The organism is Proteus sp. G4380 (genome assembly GCF_963885725.1).
GTDB lineage: Bacteria > Pseudomonadota > Gammaproteobacteria > Enterobacterales > Enterobacteriaceae > Proteus > Proteus mirabilis.
Window position 1 is genome coordinate 1 of the sequence record NZ_CAWPAV010000005.1, and the last position, 19,193, is coordinate 19,193.

General features: G+C 38.3%; 15 protein-coding genes. 4 read left to right on the forward strand and 11 right to left on the reverse strand.

Features of this window, described 5'->3' with window-relative positions; genetic code table 11:
- The first annotated feature begins 156 nt into the window (after window positions 1-156).
- From AACU98_RS00150 to AACU98_RS00160, 3 genes are read left to right on the forward strand one after another with little or no spacing between them, the layout of a single operon-like run.
- A complete protein-coding gene (locus AACU98_RS00150) occupies window positions 157-978 on the forward strand; it encodes an MBL fold metallo-hydrolase (RefSeq protein ID WP_004249024.1) in 822 nt (273 codons plus the stop codon).
- Between the two features lie 13 nt (window positions 979-991).
- A complete protein-coding gene (locus AACU98_RS00155) occupies window positions 992-2,239 on the forward strand; it encodes an MFS transporter (RefSeq protein WP_004249023.1) in 1,248 nt (415 codons plus the stop codon).
- Window positions 2,240-2,277: 38 nt separating this feature from the next.
- Window positions 2,278-2,991, forward strand: a complete 714-nt coding sequence (locus AACU98_RS00160) for an MgtC/SapB family protein (RefSeq protein WP_161735321.1) — start codon at window positions 2,278-2,280, stop codon at window positions 2,989-2,991.
- 90 nt (window positions 2,992-3,081) lie between these two features.
- Here AACU98_RS00160 and AACU98_RS00165 read toward each other — a convergent pair whose 3' ends face one another.
- The 9 genes from AACU98_RS00165 to fdhF form a co-directional block, all read right to left on the reverse strand.
- Window positions 3,082-5,061, reverse strand: a complete 1,980-nt coding sequence (locus AACU98_RS00165; RefSeq protein WP_129623502.1) for an acyltransferase family protein — start codon at window positions 5,059-5,061, stop codon at window positions 3,082-3,084.
- Window positions 5,062-5,179: 118 nt separating this feature from the next.
- The gene (locus AACU98_RS00170; protein ID WP_004246692.1) at window positions 5,180-5,869 is read right to left on the reverse strand and encodes a hypothetical protein; all 690 of its coding nucleotides are present in this window, start codon (window positions 5,867-5,869) and stop codon (window positions 5,180-5,182) included.
- Window positions 5,870-6,047: 178 nt separating this feature from the next.
- Complete coding sequence (locus AACU98_RS00175) at window positions 6,048-6,941, reverse strand: dihydrodipicolinate synthase family protein (RefSeq protein ID WP_004250016.1); 894 nt, start codon at window positions 6,939-6,941, stop codon at window positions 6,048-6,050.
- A 173-nt stretch (window positions 6,942-7,114) separates the two neighbouring features.
- On the reverse strand, window positions 7,115-8,002 hold the full coding sequence (locus AACU98_RS00180) for a MurR/RpiR family transcriptional regulator (protein WP_004246688.1): 888 nt from the start codon (window positions 8,000-8,002) through the stop codon (window positions 7,115-7,117).
- A 190-nt stretch (window positions 8,003-8,192) separates the two neighbouring features.
- Window positions 8,193-8,666, reverse strand: a complete 474-nt coding sequence (gene nanQ / locus AACU98_RS00185; protein WP_049213250.1) for an N-acetylneuraminate anomerase — start codon at window positions 8,664-8,666, stop codon at window positions 8,193-8,195.
- Between the two features lie 13 nt (window positions 8,667-8,679).
- Window positions 8,680-10,170 carry a sodium:solute symporter gene (locus AACU98_RS00190; RefSeq protein ID WP_017827145.1) on the reverse strand — a complete coding sequence of 497 codons (1,491 nt, stop codon included), beginning with the start codon at window positions 10,168-10,170 and terminating at the stop codon, window positions 8,680-8,682.
- 51 nt (window positions 10,171-10,221) lie between these two features.
- Entirely contained in the window at window positions 10,222-11,091 is an 870-nt protein-coding gene (gene nanK, locus AACU98_RS00195) for an N-acetylmannosamine kinase (protein WP_004246685.1), read from the reverse strand.
- A complete protein-coding gene (locus AACU98_RS00200) occupies window positions 11,088-11,786 on the reverse strand; it encodes an N-acetylmannosamine-6-phosphate 2-epimerase (RefSeq protein ID WP_004246683.1) in 699 nt (232 codons plus the stop codon). Before AACU98_RS00200 ends, nanK begins: the two co-directional genes overlap by 4 nt.
- A gap of 206 nt (window positions 11,787-11,992) precedes the next feature.
- Window positions 11,993-14,161, reverse strand: a complete 2,169-nt coding sequence (gene fdhF / locus AACU98_RS00205) for a formate dehydrogenase subunit alpha (protein WP_004250014.1) — start codon at window positions 14,159-14,161, stop codon at window positions 11,993-11,995.
- Window positions 14,162-14,721: 560 nt separating this feature from the next.
- On the opposite strand from fdhF, the gene AACU98_RS00210 reads away from it, so the two are divergent.
- Window positions 14,722-16,038, forward strand: coding sequence for a sodium-dependent transporter (locus tag AACU98_RS00210; RefSeq protein ID WP_004246681.1), 1,317 nt, complete (start codon window positions 14,722-14,724; stop codon window positions 16,036-16,038).
- 89 nt (window positions 16,039-16,127) lie between these two features.
- Here AACU98_RS00210 and AACU98_RS00215 read toward each other — a convergent pair whose 3' ends face one another.
- Together AACU98_RS00215 and AACU98_RS00220 are read right to left on the reverse strand one after the other, a co-directional pair.
- Window positions 16,128-17,498: a class-II fumarase/aspartase family protein gene (locus tag AACU98_RS00215; RefSeq protein WP_004246680.1), complete on the reverse strand. Its 1,371-nt coding sequence runs from the start codon at window positions 17,496-17,498 to the stop codon at window positions 16,128-16,130.
- A 13-nt stretch (window positions 17,499-17,511) separates the two neighbouring features.
- Window positions 17,512-19,068 (reverse strand): PTS transporter subunit EIIC, encoded by a 1,557-nt coding sequence (locus AACU98_RS00220; RefSeq protein ID WP_004246679.1) that lies wholly within the window; start codon window positions 19,066-19,068, stop codon window positions 17,512-17,514.
- Window positions 19,069-19,193 lie beyond the last annotated feature (125 nt).

Sequence of the window (19,193 nt, forward strand, 5' to 3'; positions counted from 1 at the left end):
AATATTTGAATAAGATCACTGATCTGATCTTCATTTATTGGCAAATAACACATGTCATTTTATTATTGGAACGTTCAAATTTATTTGTAACCTACAAATAGCCAACACCAGAAAATTAATAAAATACTAATAAACAATAAGATAAGGGGATTTATTATGAAGCTTCATTTTTTAGGGACGGCTGCCTCAGAAGGCATACCGAATCCCTTCTGCCGTTGTGAACACTGTCTGAAAGCAAGAAAATTAGCCGGTAAAGATATTAGAACGCACTCTTCTGCTATTGTGGATGACATTATGTTGATCGATGTCTCCCCCACTTTTAGTTACCAACTGATGCGTGATGGTATGGACGCAACACATTTTGAAAGTTTGCTATTTACCCATACTCATCCTGATCATTTTAATGTTGGTGAACTATTTAGCAGAATGGAAGGCTATGGTTTTGAAATTAACCATCCTTTACATATTTTCGGTAACGATCGCGCTATCAATGGCTGTATTGAAGTATTACCAGGTTATACGAAAGAGCGATTTGCATTTCATTGCTTAATCCCTTTCGTTACGGTCGAAAGAAATGGTTATAAAATTACGCCGCTGCTTGCTAATCATGCGAAATGGGAACTTTGTTATGTATATCATATTGAAAAAGATGGCAAAGCTATTTTCTATGGCCATGATTCGGGTTGGTTCCCAGAGTTAACTTGGCAATGGTTAGAAAACAAACCACTTGATATTGTTGTTTTTGAGTGTACTTATGGCTTAAATGGAAAAGATCGTACAGATAATCATATGAGCTTAGAAACGGTTTTTGCCGCCAAAGAAAAACTGCAACAACAAGGCTGTTTGCATCAAGCTACACAAATTGTCGTTTCGCATATCTCACATAGCGGTAAATTACTGCATCATGAATTAGAAACGGTTTGTGCTCCTCATCATATCCGTGTTGCCTACGACGGATTAACGTTAGAAACCAATTAAGAGGGGTACGACAATGGATATGAAAATAACTTCTCGCCTACTTATTATGATGTTTGTGCAATATTTCATGCAAGGAGCATGGAATATGACCATGGGACTCGTATTAAGTAGTTATGGTATGGCAAGTATTATCGGCAATGCTTATGCCTTATTAGGTGTCGCGACAATTATCTCCCCCTTATTTATTGGTATGGTCGCAGATCGTTTCTTTGCTTCACAAAAAGTCATGGGGATACTTCATTTAATTAATGCCGTCGTTATTCTCTGTGTTCCCCAATTTATTGAAGCACAAAACAGTGGCATGACATTATTTTTAATTTTTATTATTGGCTTATTGTTTTATCCAACCACTGCGCTATCTAATAGCATTAGTTTCTCCCATATTAATGGGGTTAAATATTTCCCAATTATTCGCGTATTTGGTACGTTTGGTTTTATGGCAATTGGTTTTATATTGGGTGAAATGGGCTTCTCTGGTAGCACAATGACTTGGTATATCGCTTCTGCAGTTGGTGTATTACTCGGTTTCTATTGTTTTACATTACCTAATACGCCACCTAAAGCGAAAGGCCAGCCTTTCTCACTACGCGATATTTTATGTTTAGATGCATTGTCTTTATTTAAAGATCGCTACTTTGCTATTTTGATGTTTAGCATCTTTATTTTAATGATCCCCAAAACAGCTTATTCTGCTTATATTCCTGTCTTTATTAAAGCATTAGGCTTTGATAATGCGGCTTCTATTATGCAAATAGGGATCGCTTGCGAAGTTCTGTTTATGTTTGTTTTGTCATTCTTCCTAATGAAATTTGGCTTCAAAATTACACTACTGCTAGGAGCCGTGAGCTGGATCATACGCTCTATGTTTTTCTCTTATGCTGCAGTAAATACAGAGCTTTACTTTATCGTCATCGGATTAATGCTACAGGGATTATGTTGGGATTTCTTCTTTACTGCAGGAGATATCTATGTCGATCGCAAAGCAAAACCTGAAATTCGTGCACAAGCACAAGGTCTGCGCTTTATTGTCTCTAATGGTTTCGGCTTACTATTTGCTTCCACTATTTGTGGTCAAATCTTTAACACAACCGTAACTGAAACAGGTGATGCAGCATTACCACAATGGTCAACATTCTGGGTCTATCCTGCCATTGTAGCGGCGGTGGTAACCCTATTCTTTATTTTCTTCTTTAAAGATGATGTTTCTAAAAAAAGAAATAGTGAAAATAAAGAAACATCACGAGGAATTACAGCACCTTAATTTTAAAATAAAAAATAAGCCAACGTCAGGAGCAAACCATGGATGCATTAATACAGTTTGTTGACACTATTGGCCCATTATCACTATCAAGTATTGCTAAATTACTGGCCGCCTTTATCTTAGGCGGTCTTATTGGCTTAGAGCGTGAATCAAAGGGAAAACCAGTTGGTTTTAAAACTTGTGTCATTATTGCTGTTGCCAGTTGTTTATTAACCATTGTCTCTATTCAATCAGCCGAATATTACGCCAATATTTCTGACAATATTCGCAGTGATCCCATGCGGTTAGCTGCACAAATTATCAGTGGGGTCGGCTTTCTGGGCGCTGGTGTTATTTTACATCGACGAGATGATGCCATTTCAGGATTAACGACTGCGGCCATTGTTTGGGCATCTGCGGGAGTGGGTATCGCCTGTGGCTCCGGCTTTTATTGGCATGCTATCGTTGTGACTTTCCTCTTTTTTATGGCTATTAAACTAAGCCCACAAGTAGTGCTGTTTCAAATGAATAATCAACGCTTAGGTAAAATTAAAGTGCGAATGCTATTTACTCATGAAAGTGGTGTTTCTCTTTTAATTGACTATTTAAAAAGCAACAAAAACGTTATTGAAAACCTGACTATTCGTGATATTAAAAAGGAGCGCGTTGAAGTTAACTTAAAACTACTTGTGCGACAAAAAATAACCTTACCAGAGTTTTATTGTTCATTAAAACAATTACAGCATGTACATTCTGTTTCGCTAGATCATTAAATTAATTCTATTATTGATAGAGAAACAACCATAGTGCCCCTATATTCTTAAATAGGTGGCACTATTATAATCTAAGTAAAAACAGCTTGGTTATTGGTTCTCTTTAAATGGATTACCCATCTTATTAATATACATCATGCCAAAAATCGTTGATGCATAATCAGTAATATGTCCTACATCACGATAAACCGGCACTCCTTCAATATCTGTTAAGCAGGTATCTTTATCGCATTGTACATCTTTAGGATCGATAATAATTAAGCTTGGATAGTCCTGTTTTAATTTAGCAAATAATTGGTTCATCCATGTATTCCCCTCACCTTTATAGTTTTTGGGATTACAGTTGTTATCAGCAAAATCTTTTCTTAACTTGGCATTTTCATAAAAACAGGTCATAAAACCACTAGGCATTGAATAAACGGTTTTTATAAAAACAGGTTTGGCTCCAGTAGCAACAATGATATCAAGCGCTTCACGCATCGATTTTTCCACACGTTGACGAGATGCCTCAACCGTTCTTTTATCACCTATTTTATTAATAACATGATTTGAGGCGTAATTATTCCAAACCTGTCCAAAAATCACATAATCAAACCGATTATGTTTAATAATCTGGTAATATTTTGCTGTTTGATCATAACAACGTTGATAAACCGTATTCTTATGATTAGACCAATCATAAAGATAAATATTAGGAATAGTAATGCATGATGAAGTTGCTTGCGCATAGACATCAAGCTCAGCATCTTTACCTAAAATATCCATAAATCCCCAAAAATGATTAGCATGGGAATCCCCTAATAAAAAGGCTTTTTTCTGGCTACCCACTTTACCAATATGACACATCTTATCAGGATCAGAGGCTTGAAAATTCATACAATTACCTCGATTGGGATAATCGAATTGATTGAGTTTGTTTTCTAAATTAACGTAATTTTGCCCAAGCCTTACTCCAAATCCATGATACTTTTCATTTAATGCATTTAATCCTAAAGCCAATAAAATAGGTATAACAAACAATAATGTTATCGAATATTTAAAGTTCAAACGTTTTCTTCTAAACGGTTTTTCAATAAGAAGGTAAGAAAAAATAGAGAGTAAAAATGTTAATGCTAAAAATAACCCTTTTTGTATCTCGGTGTTAAATACGCCTATATAACGCGCAATAGCAAATAAGGGCCAGTGCCATAAATAAAGTGAATAAGATAATAATCCAATGATCACTATTGGCTTTAATGACAACACTATTTGAATAATACTGCCATGTTGTCCTGTATAAATAATTAGTGCAACACTAAGACAAACATATAACGTATTGAAATTCGGATAACCAGCAATCACATCTTTTTGAACGGCTATCCAAAAGATAACCCCTAAGGCGATGAGACTAATAACACTATTAACTCTTTGATTAATGATTACTTTTACGGGTAAATAAGCAACACAAGCCCCTAACATAAACTCAAATATACGCGTACTAAAGTAATAATAATTCTTAGGTTGATCTTTTTGATAAACAAGCACCAAGGAGAAAGAAATTATTGTAATAAAAACAATAAAATAAAAATTATTTATTTTCTCTTTATGATTAATTTTGTGAAGAAAATAGAGTACAAAAGGTAAGAATAGATACCACTGCCATTCTATTGCTAAAGACCATGTATGTAATAACGGTAAGAAGAGTGCATCTTGCGCTGCATAACTAGTCGTTGCTCTTGCAAAATATTTGTTAGACAGAAAAGCTGAAGCATATTTTTCACTATTAGTGATATCAAGATAATCACTAGGTAGATAGAAAATACCTGAAATTACAAGAACTGCTACTAAAACAAAAAGATAGAGTGGCTGTAAACGCCATAATCGGCGAATATAAAAATCACCAAATGAAAAATGACCTTGTAAAAGTGATGTTTTAATAATTAACGAGATCAAGAAACCCGAGATCACAAAAAAGATATCAACACCAATAAAACCTGATGGTATTAAGCGATTATCTAAATGAAAGAAGATAACCAAAATAACAGCAATTGCTCTTAAACCGTCAATATCAGCACGATATTTTATATTCATAACTCAATGTACTATCCAAATAAAAAGAATTGCTGGATTATACATCAATTAAAAATATCACTTTAGTTGTAAAGAGAATATTTTTAATATTGATATAAATGATTTCAAATATCTACTGTTACTGTTGATTAAACTCTATCGTCTTATTTAACAATATCTCAGACGATAGTGAGCCTTTGCTCACCACAAATTTAGGATAGTTAATGCTGGTTTTAATATTGATTGGAAGTGATAATCGATTATGTGCTAAAAATTGAAAAAGTGGTGTTATTTTTTCTGATGACACACTTTCCTGTAAGCGCCCAAGCGTAATGTGAATAATATTTTTATGCAGATGATGATCAATGGGGATTTGCTGGTAAACCTGTTGTCTAAACTGCGTTAATGTTTTTGATACACCTATTAATATCACGCTTCCATTAGTCGTTAAAATAATATCATTAAATAGGATCTCAATCTTTCCTATCTTATTAAAGATATTCGTTATTTTTTGACACCAAGCCAGTAACATTAATTTCTGAGGCTCAAATAACGCTATAGGTTGATTAAAAATGGTCAACAAAGTGCAATGAAGTTGTAATTGTGGAGTCACCGCTATAAAAGGAAATTGCTGAGCAATTTGCTGACAATAAACATCTAATTGTTGGCTAAAAGGGATAAAATCCTCATCCACCTTTGGTTTATCAATAATGAGCTGCCCCGCATTTAAACTCAAATCGATAATATCTTCATTATTAATCTGTTGTAACCACTTTTCATTGCGCGATAATTTTTTAACTGTTGCTTGGGTTAAAAATGAATAGGCCATCGATAAACCTCGGTAACGAAGATTGTTATTAATACATTGAATTGAATGGTACTTAAAATCAAGTCATAAAGTAGATAATAAAAAAGTGGCTCTCAAGCGAAAGCCACTGTCACATCCAATGGGGGAGATGTTAAAGGATAGGTTTATCTACAATGTTATGCTCTAAGCAAAACGCAATTTATGATAAGAAATTTGCCGCCTTAAATTTCGCCAGTGCATCTGCTTTTTGTTCAGCAGTCAGTGGGCGTAAAGGACGACGAGGAGCGCCAACATCAATACCATGCAATTGCATTGCTACTTTGCCTGCAGCAACGCCACCGTATTCGACTAAAACTCGAATAATAGCGATAACTTTATCCATGCAATCTGCCACACCTTGATGATCACCCTGATTAAATTTCTCAATTAACTCAAGATATAACGGTGCAGCGTAGTTATAGGTGCTACCTACAGCGCTTAATGCACCGCAAGCTAATCCTGCCGGAATAAATTCATCAACGCCAAATGGAATATCATATTTGCCTCCCTCTACCCGTAAGCAACGCTGAAATTCATACATATCAGGGGAGTTAAATTTCATGCCAGATAAATTGGGGATCACTTTACCTGCTGCTTGTAAAAACTTTTCCATATCAATGCTTAATCCTGACATGGTGGAATGATAATAGTAGAAACCTTTTGAGGGTGCACTTGCCGCTGCTAAACGACAATATTCTACTAAATCATCAACATGACTAGGTTTAAAGAAGCAAGGGCCAATCACTGATGTGGCTTTAATATCTAATGTTTCAGCATGACGAGCAAGTTCTAACGTATCAGCAATACTTAATGCACCAGTATGAATAATAAGATCAAGTTGTCCCTGACTCGCTGTAACCCAACGTTCAGCAACTTTTTTACGCTCTTCAACCGAGCAATGTATACCTTCACCAGTAGTACCTAAGACATAAGCCCCTGTTACCCCAGTCGTAATTAGGTGCTTAGCAATATCATCAATAACAGGGTAATTAACACTACCGTCCGCAGCAAAAGGAGTATGAGGCGCGGCAATCAGTCCAGAGAGTTTGTTCATGATCACTTCCTATGGAGATTAATTTCTTTATTAATTAACTTATGGAGTTTAACTCTATATTAGAGTGCGACTAGTCATAACGCAATAACGAAAATAGCCCTGAAGGAAAGAGAAAGGTAAAACTGTGATCTTTAGCTACTTTCTGCTCAAGATGCTTTAAAATAGCAATAAACTTATGCTGAATGCGTCTGTTTTAACGCATTGAGAGTACGTAATTTCTGCTCTTTTACTGTTTCAGGCTTAGCCTGAACTAACAAGGTATAAAGCAAATCTAAAACAAAAAGTTGTGCTGTTTTTGTGCCAATAGAATCGCCTTGTAATTTCCCTTGTCGATTACCATTAATTAAATGATGATCTGCATATTCCATAATTTGTGAGCCTAAATTATGCGTCAATGCAATCGTGCTTGCGCCCGCTTCTTTAGCCAATTTCAATGCATGAACCGTTTCTAATGAATTACCCGAATGACTAATACCGATAGCGACATCACCAGATTTTAATAATGAGGCTTGCATATACATAAAGTGGTTATTAGTTACGGCATCAACACGATAACCAATACGCATAAGTTTATTTTTCAGATCTTCCGCAGTGATCCCCGAAGAGCCAACGCCGCAGATAAAAACATAGTTTGCTGATAATAGTGCATTGACCGCCCCTTGCACTTGTTGCATATCGAGTAAATTTAATGTTTCTGATAACACATTATTTATTGTTGCTTGCAATTTTAGGCCAATAGTATGGATATCATCTTGGTGACTGACTTCTGCATCAAGGATTGGCGATTCATCATTATCTGATGTTGCCATTTCAATCGCCAAATCCATTTTAAAGTCTTGAAAACCTTTATAACCCAATGTCCGACAAAAGCGGACAACCGTCGCTTCACCTGCTTTGGTTGCTTGAGAGAGTTGGGCAATAGACAACTGAGTCACTTCCGTAGGATGGAACAGGATATAGTCTGCAATACGTTGCGATACGCGAGTTAAGCTATTTTTCATAGCGCCTAGCGTATCAAGTATTTTACCCGGCTTTAATCGAGTTGTTGCCTGTTCTGTCATGGACATTATCCTTGCTTGCAGCAAATACACGAGAATAGAATTTTGCCCACAAGAGTACCAATTCCAACAGGTTAAAAAAAGCCTTGTTAAGACAATAATGTGATAATAACAAAACGCCTTATTCTCAGTATCACTATAACTCCAACTAACTGATACATGAGAAATAAAGCGTTTTATTAAATAATAATGATTAGTGAGTTAACGCGGCAACATCTAGTTTAATAACCACTTTCTTTAATGTACTGGCCTCATTTTTCTGCGCAATACCTGGCTTATGTGGCTCATAAGGCATAAAAATGGCGAACATATTTGGTGTAAGGGATAATGTTTGACGATGTATGATGTTATCAGTCAACTGATAATCATCCGTTTCATTATAAGGTGTCACATCTTGTGCCGAACCTTGTATTCCAAAATCAATTGTCTCTTCACCTGATAGTAAGATCTGAATATCGATATAACGCTGATGCAATTCGGCTTGTTTTTGCTCACGAGGCACGGTTTCAAAAGTCATAACATTCATAAACAACGTCTCACCATCAATTTTATAGCTGCCCGGTGCAAGTGACGCGGGATCAAATGCTAATGCTTTTTCCATTGCATGACGTAACGCTGGATTCATTTCTGGCATAGTCGCCAAATCAGATAAATGTCCAAATAACATAGATTATTCCTTCTTAGTTCTCTGATGTTTCACTGTCATCTAAGGAAAGCTGTTTTGCTGGTGCGAAAAGTGGTGCCGTAATGGTTCCTGCAATCACCACTGACATTGAACCAATGACTCCATAGAAGAAGAAGTTAAGATCACTGCCATAACGTGCAGCCAATACTGCAATAATACTCACGATGATCCCAACAACGGCGCTACCGGCATTAGCACGTTTTACAAAAATTCCCAGCATAAATAGGCCTGTCATTGGTCCGCCCATAAGACCTATAAGGCTATTAAATGCATCCCAAATTTCAGCTTCATCGGATAAAACTAACCAAATTGCCGCTAAACTACTGAATATCCCTGCCACAATAATAACTAACTTTGCGACTTTCATTTTTTGTTCAGGACTAGGGGATGATTTACTAAGACGAGTATAAATATCAGAATTAAAGCAACTTGAAATACTATTTAAACTACTAGAAATACTTGATTGTGCAGCAGCAAAAATAGCTGCAATAATTAACCCTGCAATACCGATAGGCATTTCCGTCACGATAAATAGTGGCAAAATTCCCCCCGTATTAAATCCTGCGGGTAATAAGCTTGGGTTTTGTTGGTAGTAAACAAACAATGCAGAGCCGATGGCAAAAAAGAAAATAGGAATAATAGCCACTAATTTAGCGTTAGTTATCAATGTACGTTTAGTTTCTTTAATAGAATCGGTAACGATATAGCGCTGCACAACATCCTGACTAGCAGTAAATTGCTGAATATTGGCAAATAAAAACCCAATCATTAATACAGGAATAGTGCTATCTGTCCAACTCCAGCGCCATTGTGTGGTAGGAAAGAATTTATCTGCTTGTGCTGTAGTAGTAAAAATTTCGCTAATACCACCATCAACTTTAAAACAGATCATAATAAAGATCAGTACAGCACCACCAGAAAGTAATAAACCTTGAATAACATCCGTCCAAATAACGCCTTCAATGCCCCCCATCCAAGTATAAAGAATGCATAATAAGCTTATTAATACGATTAACACGACCGGATCAATCCCCATAAAAGGACGTAAAGCTAGTACGGTTAAATAAGTAATAATAGCAACACGCCCAATATGGAATAACATAAATGAAAGGCTAGCAAACAAACGACTACGAACATCAAAACGAGCTTCTAGATATTCATAAGCGGAGGTGATTTTTAATTTTCTAAAAAAAGGAATATAGAAATAAAAAACTAAAGGTAAAATTGCAATAGCTAAATACTGTCCAATAATAAAGGTCCAATCAGAAGTATAAGCTTTAGCAGGAATGGACATAAATGTAATCGAGCTTAATGTGGTCGCAAATACAGACACTCCAGCGGCCCACCCAGGAACTCGCCCTCCACCACGGAAATAGTCATCCGCAGTTTTTTGACGTTTAGAAAAATAAACACCCACGAGTAACATAGCTGCCAAATAGCCAAACAGCACTGCATAGTTAATAAAACCAAAATCATGTAATTGCATTTTTTAGTCCTGCCATATGTAGGGTAAAAGGTAAGTTTTACGACAGTTTTTTTATTGCTCTCTAGACCATAGGGCTGCGCCCCATAATCCAGCATCATGATGATAGTGAGCTGATACAATCGGCACTTGTAATGCTAATGGTTGTTGTGCCATAGCAACTTGAACCAATTCGAGATAGCCGTTAGCAAGCCCCACACTGCCACCAAGCACAACACAATCAGCATCTGTTGTAGCTTTAATATTTGTGATCAAATTAGCTATGGTGTTGGCAGAGCGTTTAATAATGGTGGTAGCCTGTAAGTTTCCCTGATGAAAAGCGCTGAAAATTGCCTTAGCATCTTTACCAGCAAGTTCCCCTTCAGCCTGTGAGGCAATCGCACGCCCCGATGCGATGGCTTCAACACAACCATAGCGGCCACATCCACAACGAGGGCCTCGAGGATCAGCTAAGGTATGACCTAAATGGCCTGCAAGACCACGTTTTCCTATTAGTAGCTGCCCTTGCTGAACAATGCCTCCGCCAACGCCGGTTGAGACCGTAATAAACGCCATATCAGATATAGTGTCACGACGATGATAATACTCAGCCCATGTGGCAGCTTGGGCATCATTAAGTAACCAACAAGGTGATCCGGTAAGGGTTGATAGTGTTTCCATTAAAGGAAAATCGTTTAATCCACCTAAATTATCGGGGTTTAATGCGGTTAAAATGCCATTACAAATGATCCCTGTTGATGCAACGGCAACACTATCGGCATGGTTTTTTAATGGTGTAATAATGCTAACTAATGCTTCATAAAGTTGTGTTGGAGATGGACTTGCTGGTGTTGCTATTTGTCGATGTTGTGTCAATTGGTTATCTCGGCTAATTAATGCTGCCGAGATTTTGGTTCCTCCAATATCAATCGCTAATGTATTCATCTATCTAACTCCTGCTGCCACTTTAATGCCTGAGTAAACCACTCACAGACATGTTCAAGACGAGTTAATGCAGAGCCAACGGTGACAGCCCAAGCTCCCGCTTGCATACCCCTTGCCGCCATCATTGGTGTGTTATAACGCCCTTCCGCAATCACTCGACATCCTTGCTCTGCTAATGCGGTCACCAGTTGAAGATCGGGTAATTTTGGTATTTCCCCACCGGTATAACCTGACATCGTTGAGCCAATAAATTCAGTACCGAGTTGATGACAATACATCCCTTCATTAAAAGTGGCACAATCTGCCATCGCTAGTTTTCCTAAACGATGAACATGCTCTAGCAATGCTTTCACGGGAACTGGGCGTAGGCGATCAGTACCATCAAAAGCGATAATATCAGCACCAGCTGCGGCCAATGCTTCAATATCATTTAACCAAGGCGTGATCCTGACAGGGCTATCAGGCAAATCACGTTTTACAATTCCAATAATTGGCACATCAATAAGAGGACGTGTTGCTTTTAAATTATCAATTCCTTCAATACGTACTGCGACGGCACCTGCATTTACTGCTGCTTGAGCCATTGCGGCTACAATGTCAGGTTTATCCATTGGACTATTATCAACAGGTTGGCAAGAAACAATTAACCCACCTTTTTGTTGAATATCTTTAGTCATCTTTTCAATTAGTGCCATGTTGAACTCACTGCTCTCTTTTTTTTGAAATGTAACTCCGAATTATATTATTTTACGGAGTTTTATTTCTCAATCAGAAAAACTACGATCTGTGAAGAAGATCAAACAATGACCAAATTGATATAACATGATGATAAATAAACAGAATAAAAATGGAGGCCAAATAGCCTCCATTGATTTTGTTATATTTCTCTTGAGTGATTAATTTAGTGTGTCGCTGTTTTTGCTTGCTCGACTAAATTAATTAAACGACTTCTCATGGCGTGATTATCTTGAGCGACTTGGCTTTCTGCCCATTTTTGATCGTCAATCTTCACCACTCGTGCAGCACAATATTTAGTTTCTGGGGTTTTTGAAACAGGATCGAGATTATCTTGTGTCAGTTCGTTACATGCACCAATCCACCATTGATAAGTCATATAAATAGCTTGTTTATTAACGGTTTCGTTTAAATTACACCGTGACAGCACCTTACCTCGACGAGATGCAACCCAAACAATTTCTTGATCAGCAATACCTGCCGCTTTAGCAATATCAGGGTGAATTTGCACATACCCCGGTTCATCTGCTAATGATGCTAATGCTTTACAATTACCCGTCATTGAGCGACAAGAGTAGTGCCCTACCTCACGTACCGTTGATAAAATCATTGGATACTCATCATCAGGCAACTCTGCGGGAGCGCGCCATGCGGTAGCAAAAAGCTGGCCTTTACCTGATGGTGTTGTGAATCGATTATCTGAATATAAATAGGGTGTTCCCGGATGATCGAGTTCAGGACAAGGCCATTGTATATGGGCTAATCCCGCTAATTTTTCATAGGTCGCACCGAAAAATAGCGGACATAATGCTCTTACCTCATGCCAAATTTCTTCATTATCTGTATAAGACATTGGATAGCCCATAGCCGTGGCTAATAAACTAATGATTTCCCAATCACGTTTAACGTTACCACGTGCTTGTACTGCCTGTTCAAAACGTTGAAAACCTCTATCAGCACAAGTAAAAATACCACCGTGCTCACCCCAACTGGTAGAAGGTAAAATGACATCTGCTTGCTCTGCCGTTTTCGTCATAAAGATATCTTGAACCACAATAAAATCGAGCGCTTGAAAACCTTTTCTAACCAGACCTAAATCTGCCTCAGTTTGAAGTGGATCTTCTCCCATGATGTAATAAGCTTTTACTTTACCTTCAATGGCTAAATGAGGGACTTCAGTAATGCGATAACCCACTTGCGGATCGAGTTTTTCAACCGGAATATGCCAAGCTTGAGCAAATTTTTGACGAATACCTTCATCTGTCACACTTTGATAGCCGGGGAACATATTGGGTAAAACCCCCATATCACAAGCACCTTGTACATTATTTTGCCCGCGAACAGGAGCAACCCCTGCATGTGGTTTGCCTAAATTACCCGTCAATAACGCTAAACTCGCTAGCCCTTTCACAACATCTACCGCTTGACCAAATTGTGTTACCCCCATTCCCCACATAATGGTGGCTGTTTTTGCGGCTGCATAAGTGCGCATAGCTTGGCGGATCTCGCTTGCAGAAACCCCAACAATACGTTCTACTGCTTCAGGGCTATAATCCACCAGCTGTTTTTTATATTCTTCAAAACCTTCGGTGTAACGACTCACATATTCTTTGTCATAAAGATCTTCATCAATCAGCGTATAGGCAAATGCATTAACTAACGCCATATTGGTGCCATTCTTTAAGGGAAGATATTGATTAGCAATCTTCGCTGTTTCTATTTTTCGGGGATCACAAACAATAATTTTGGCCCCTTTTTGTTTCGCTTTCACCACACGACGCGCCACAATAGGGTGAGAATCGGCACAGTTATAACCAAACACCAACAAACAATCTGAATCTTCAATATCAGCAATGGAATTACTCATTGCCCCATTGCCTAGTGTTTCTTGTAAACCAGCAACAGAAGGGCCATGACAAACACGGGCACAGCAATCAACATTATTATTACCCAATACAGCACGAGCAAATTTTTGCATCACAAAATTGGTTTCGTTACCTGTACCCCGAGAGGAGCCGGTGCACATAATAGATTTAGCACCGTATTTCTCTTTAATTGCGAGTAACTTTTTAGCCGTAAACTCAATCGCTTCATCCCAACTGACAATTTCAAAATCAGCCCCTTTTTGTCGGCGGATCATCGGTTGATGAATTCTGGCTGTCAGTAATTTATTGTCATTTAAAAAATCCCATCCATAGAGACCTTTTAAACAAAGCTCGCCTTGATTAGTGACACCATTGGCACCTTCAGCTTTGATTATTCGACCATTTTCGACACAGAGATTGATTTTGCAGCCAGCGCCACAATAAGGACAGACGGAGTTGATTTTGTTCATTTGATATCCTTTCCCCTAACTAGGGAGTAAAAGAGTCATAAAGAACATCCAACTAAGCACGATTTATGCCAAGTAAAAAACCATGTAAAAATAAGTAGATAGTATTTCTGTCACTGGCTACCAAGGTTATATCGACATTTTTGTCGACAAGATTTTCTGAGCAAAAGTTATCAAAACGTTATCAAGTTTTTTAAAAAAAGGGCTTTCATTAATTTGTTTTTATGATATAACAAAATAGTTATTTGTTAGCAGTGGCATTCAATAAATCAGTGCAACAAACCAAATTCATTTCAATAAAAAGCAAAAACATGAACATTAACACTAACAATCGACTTCTAGGCCTACATCTACTCCTACTTTATTAGGGTGGCCAAGCTCGTTCATTTTTTGCTAAAGCCACCAGTAAGGTGGTTTTTTTATAACCCTGCTGGTGGAACTGTTTTTAGGGGAGTTTTTATGATGTCTCGTTCCACTACAAGGATTAAGGGTTATCACACCTTTGCAATACACTATTGTTCGGCAACCGTTTCTATCATTAACATAATGAAATCGGAGGCAAAATGAGCCAACAATGGACATCTCGTGTAGGCCATATTTTAGCAGCCGCTGGCTCTGCCATTGGTATTGGTGCAATTTGGAAGTTCTCTTATGTCGCCGCCAATAATGGGGGTGGTGCATTCCTCGTCGTCTTTCTGTTATTTAGCTTTATTATCGGATTAGCTGTTTTATTAGCTGAAAATATTTTAGGTAGTAGCACCCATGCCGAAGCCGTTAATGCCTTCAAAAAGATGATGGGACGTAATTGGGTAATTATCGGTGTCATTGGTGTATTTAGTTCATGGTGTATCTATAGCTTTTATAGTGTTGTCGGGGGGTGGACCATTGGTTACACCATTATGGCAGCTACTGGTGAATTAAATATTACTGATAGTAGTGAATTAACGGGGATCTTCACCCGTTTTATCAGTGACCCTTTATGGCCTATTCTTGCTCACTTGGTGTTTGCCGGATTAACATGTTTTGTCGTATTAGCGGGTGTTCAACGCGGATTAGAAAAAGCCGTCAAGATCATGATGCCATTGCTGTTTATTATCATGATTATTTTGATTATTGTCGGTATTAGCTTACCCGGCTCTTCAGAAGGTTTAAAATTATTCTTATATCCTGATTTTAGTAAATTAACCCCACAAGGAGTGTTAGATGCGTTGGGATTAGCCTTCTTCTCGCTGTCTATCGGTTTGGGTATTCATATTACCTATAGCGCCTATTTAGCGGATAATAAGACTATTGCTAACTCTAGTATGTGGGTTGTGATCCTCTCTTGTTTAGTGTGTGTTTTAGCAGGCTTAATGATTTTCCCTGCGTTAACTGCTGCTGGATTAGAGCCAAATGCTGGCCCAGGCTTAACCTTTATGACCATGCCAGTCTATTTTGCTAACTTGCCTGGTGGCAATATCTTGGCGGTCACTTTCTTTGTTTTATTATTAATGGCAGCATTAACCTCTGCAATTTCATTACTCGAACATATCGTCGCTTATGTACAAATGCGTTTTCAGTGGACTCGCCGTAGAGCTGGCTTAGTGGTCACAGCCTCTATTATGTTAATGGGTATCCCAGTTTCATTATCATTTGGTCCTATGAGTGATGTAACTTTAGGGGGCAAAACACTCTTTGATTTATTGGATTACTTAACCTCCAATATCTTAATGCCACTGTTTGGTATTGCGATGTGTTTAATTTTTGGCTGGTCACGTAGAGCCAATGCGGTTATTCCAGATAATATTACTGGAGCAAAACGCCAATGCTTATTATTAGTTTGGCGTTATATCGGCCCTATCTGTATCGGTATAATATTGGTACATGGTTTGATTGGTTAAAAAACAAAAAGAGAGCTTCTTATTTAAGAAGCTCTCTGACTAATTATCCCCGATGTTTGGATACTTGATAACTTTATTTATTAATAGACTTATTGATAGTTTTGTTTAATTTCTTGGCTAGCCACATGCCCGCGTTTAGCTTCTTTCTCCGCAATTTCCACCGATAAACCGATATAGGCTCTTGGATCAAGCATTGCTTTAATTTCTTCTGGGCTAAATGCCGCAGAGATAACGGGATTTTTTATCAAGTTAGTATAGAAATCTTCGCCATCTGCTGCTGTTTTGATCGCCTCTTCATACAATAAAGAGTGTGCTTTATCTTTGCCTAGTTTTTCTGCCATTTTCATCATAACGTACTCTGTATTATCTAATCCTTTATTTCTCATGACGTTATGTAGCATTCTCTCTTCATGCGGTACTATTGTTCTGGAAAGCTCTTCTGTTCTTAATAGAATTTCTGTTGTCAGCTCTAATGCCTCTTCCAGTAACCCATCAAATAACATATAGGAGCTACTATCCCCTTCATAAGGTCTTACCGCAGAATACATACCCACACTGGGTAAAGAATACAGTTTTTGTGAGTTAGCGATGATCCCTTTAGCCAGTTTAGGGTTAATTTTATGCGGCATAGTGCTACTGCCAACTGTACCTTTGGTAAACCCTTCCGAAACTTCCGCAATTTCCTCAAGTGTCGTACTATAAACTTCTTCACCAATTTTATGGCAGATATTAGCCATCAATGCCAAATTAGCCATATACTCTAATTTATGTGTACTAAGGTTACGAGAAGGCACCTCCATCGCTTCCATACCAACTAATTCAGCCACACGTTTTTGCACCTTCATACCCACTTCTGGCATTGAGTTAAATGCACCCACAGCACCGCCCATCATGATAGTAAAGACGCGTTTTTCACACTCTCTCATGCGCTGATAACAGTCGATAAAATCACTGATCCAGACCGATACTTTATAGCCGTAAGTAATAGGAATAGCATGGCGGCCATGTGTTCTACCGGGCATAACCATATGTTTGGTTTTTTCTGCCAAGTTAGCTAAATTTTCGATGATCTCCCCAAGTAGCAACATAAATTTATGGTGCACTGTCTTCATCATATAAAGCTGTGAACTTTGCTGAATATTCTGCGTGGTAATGCCGTAGTGCACATATTTACCACTCTCTTGGGAACATGCCTTAACTAACACTTTTAAAAAGGGCACGAAACCATGACCGATTTTTTGGTAAATGCGGTTCATTTCTTCAAAATCGATATTCTCAATAACCGCTTTTTCTTTAATTTCATCAGCCGCTGACTGTGGAATAAAACCGTGTTCAGCTTGAGCTTGAGCGAGCATCGCCTCAAACATCAACCAAGTTGAATATTTAGCTTCATTGGATAACAGCGCTTTAATACCGCGATCATCGATTGTTTTACTTTTAGAATCGTATAACGCTCTCATTTTGTATCCTTTGTTATTTCTTCATTGCTTCATCAACAGCATTGCGAACAAACTCAACTTTTGGCCCATAAACAATATGGACATGGTTCGCTGCAGGAATAAAGAATGCTGTACAACCTGATTCCAACATTAACTCTTTATCAATTTGATTTACTTCACCGATATCGACACGGAGTCTAGTAATACAGTTATCAACGTTACGAATATTTTGTTTTCCGCCTAAAGCACGAATTAAGATCTCCGCAATTTCGCCATAACGCTTCTCTTTAATAAGTGTATTTTTCATATTGCTTGATTCTTCACGACCCGGTGTTTTGATATCAAACTTAATAATGGCCCAGTAGAAAATGAAGTAAGTGACAACCGCCAGACCTAAACCAATAATCACTAAGTAGATCCAGTTGGTATGTTCATAGAGCAGACCAAAGATGGTGAAGTCAAATACCGTACCTCGGATATAGCCAATCGCCACGCCAGCAAAAGAGAGTAAAACCGCACCAATACCAACAATAATGGCGTAAATCAGATATAAAAGTGGCGCAATAAACACAAAGGTAAATTCGAGTGGCTCAGTGACGTTACCTAACATGGCGGTTAATACCATGGTCACCAACATAGATTTAACTTCTGCGCGATTCTCTTTTTTCGACGTTCTATAAATTGCTAAGGCAATTGCTGGGAATAAGAACAGAGTGACCAGCATTTGTTGTTGTGCCATAAAACGCGTTAAGCTTGGCATCATTGACCAATATTCACTACTTGGCCCTTGGTTAAACAACACTTCTGTCATGGCAGGAACAACACCCACATAGGTTTGTCCATCAATAACGTAAGAGCCACCTGCTTCGGTAAATCTAAACAACACGTTCCATACATGGTGTAAACCAAATGGAATAAACAGTCGCTCTCCCCCTGCTGTAAAGAATGGTCCGACAGGACTCAGGAAGACCGCGGAAAGTTTTGTTAATCCCATCACCAAGACTTCCCAGATAAAGGGTAGTAATGCCCCTACGCCAATCATTAATCCCACCATAATAATGGCAACGGATTTTTTACCGGAGAAGAAGGCAAAAGCGGTAGGAAGTTCAAGGTTATAGAATTTATCTGTCGCCCAAGCGGCAATTAATCCGGTGATAATCCCCCCTGCGGCACTGATATTCATGGTTTGAATACCTAACACCTTGATCTGCCCCACTTGAGTCATTACGGCAGGATCAGCGAGTTTCCCCGTCAAAACGAGCCAAATATTAATGGTGCTAATCAAGGTTAAATAGCCGACAACGGAGGCAAACACGGCGATCCCCTTGTCTTTATGGCTCATACCATAAGCCACCCCCATAGCAAATAGCAGTGGAATATTATCAAACACGACCCCTGCAATAGAGCGGATGCTCACTAATAATGCATTGACTGTTTCATTCCCCAGGAAAGGAAAGCGTGCAATCATATAAGACTGAACTAAAGCGCCACTGATACCCAGTATCATACCGATAGGCGCTAAAACACCGATTGGCAGGAGTAGGGTCCTACCAAAGCGCTGTATGGATTCGCTGAATTTTTTCTTGGCCATATTTTTTCCTTATGACTTCTCGAATATAGAAAAATGACAAAAGTACTCTAGCATTGAGTTATCTATAAAATGAATGGCGGGCTAGTTTTAAATATTATCTTAGGTCATTTATTATGACCTAGGTC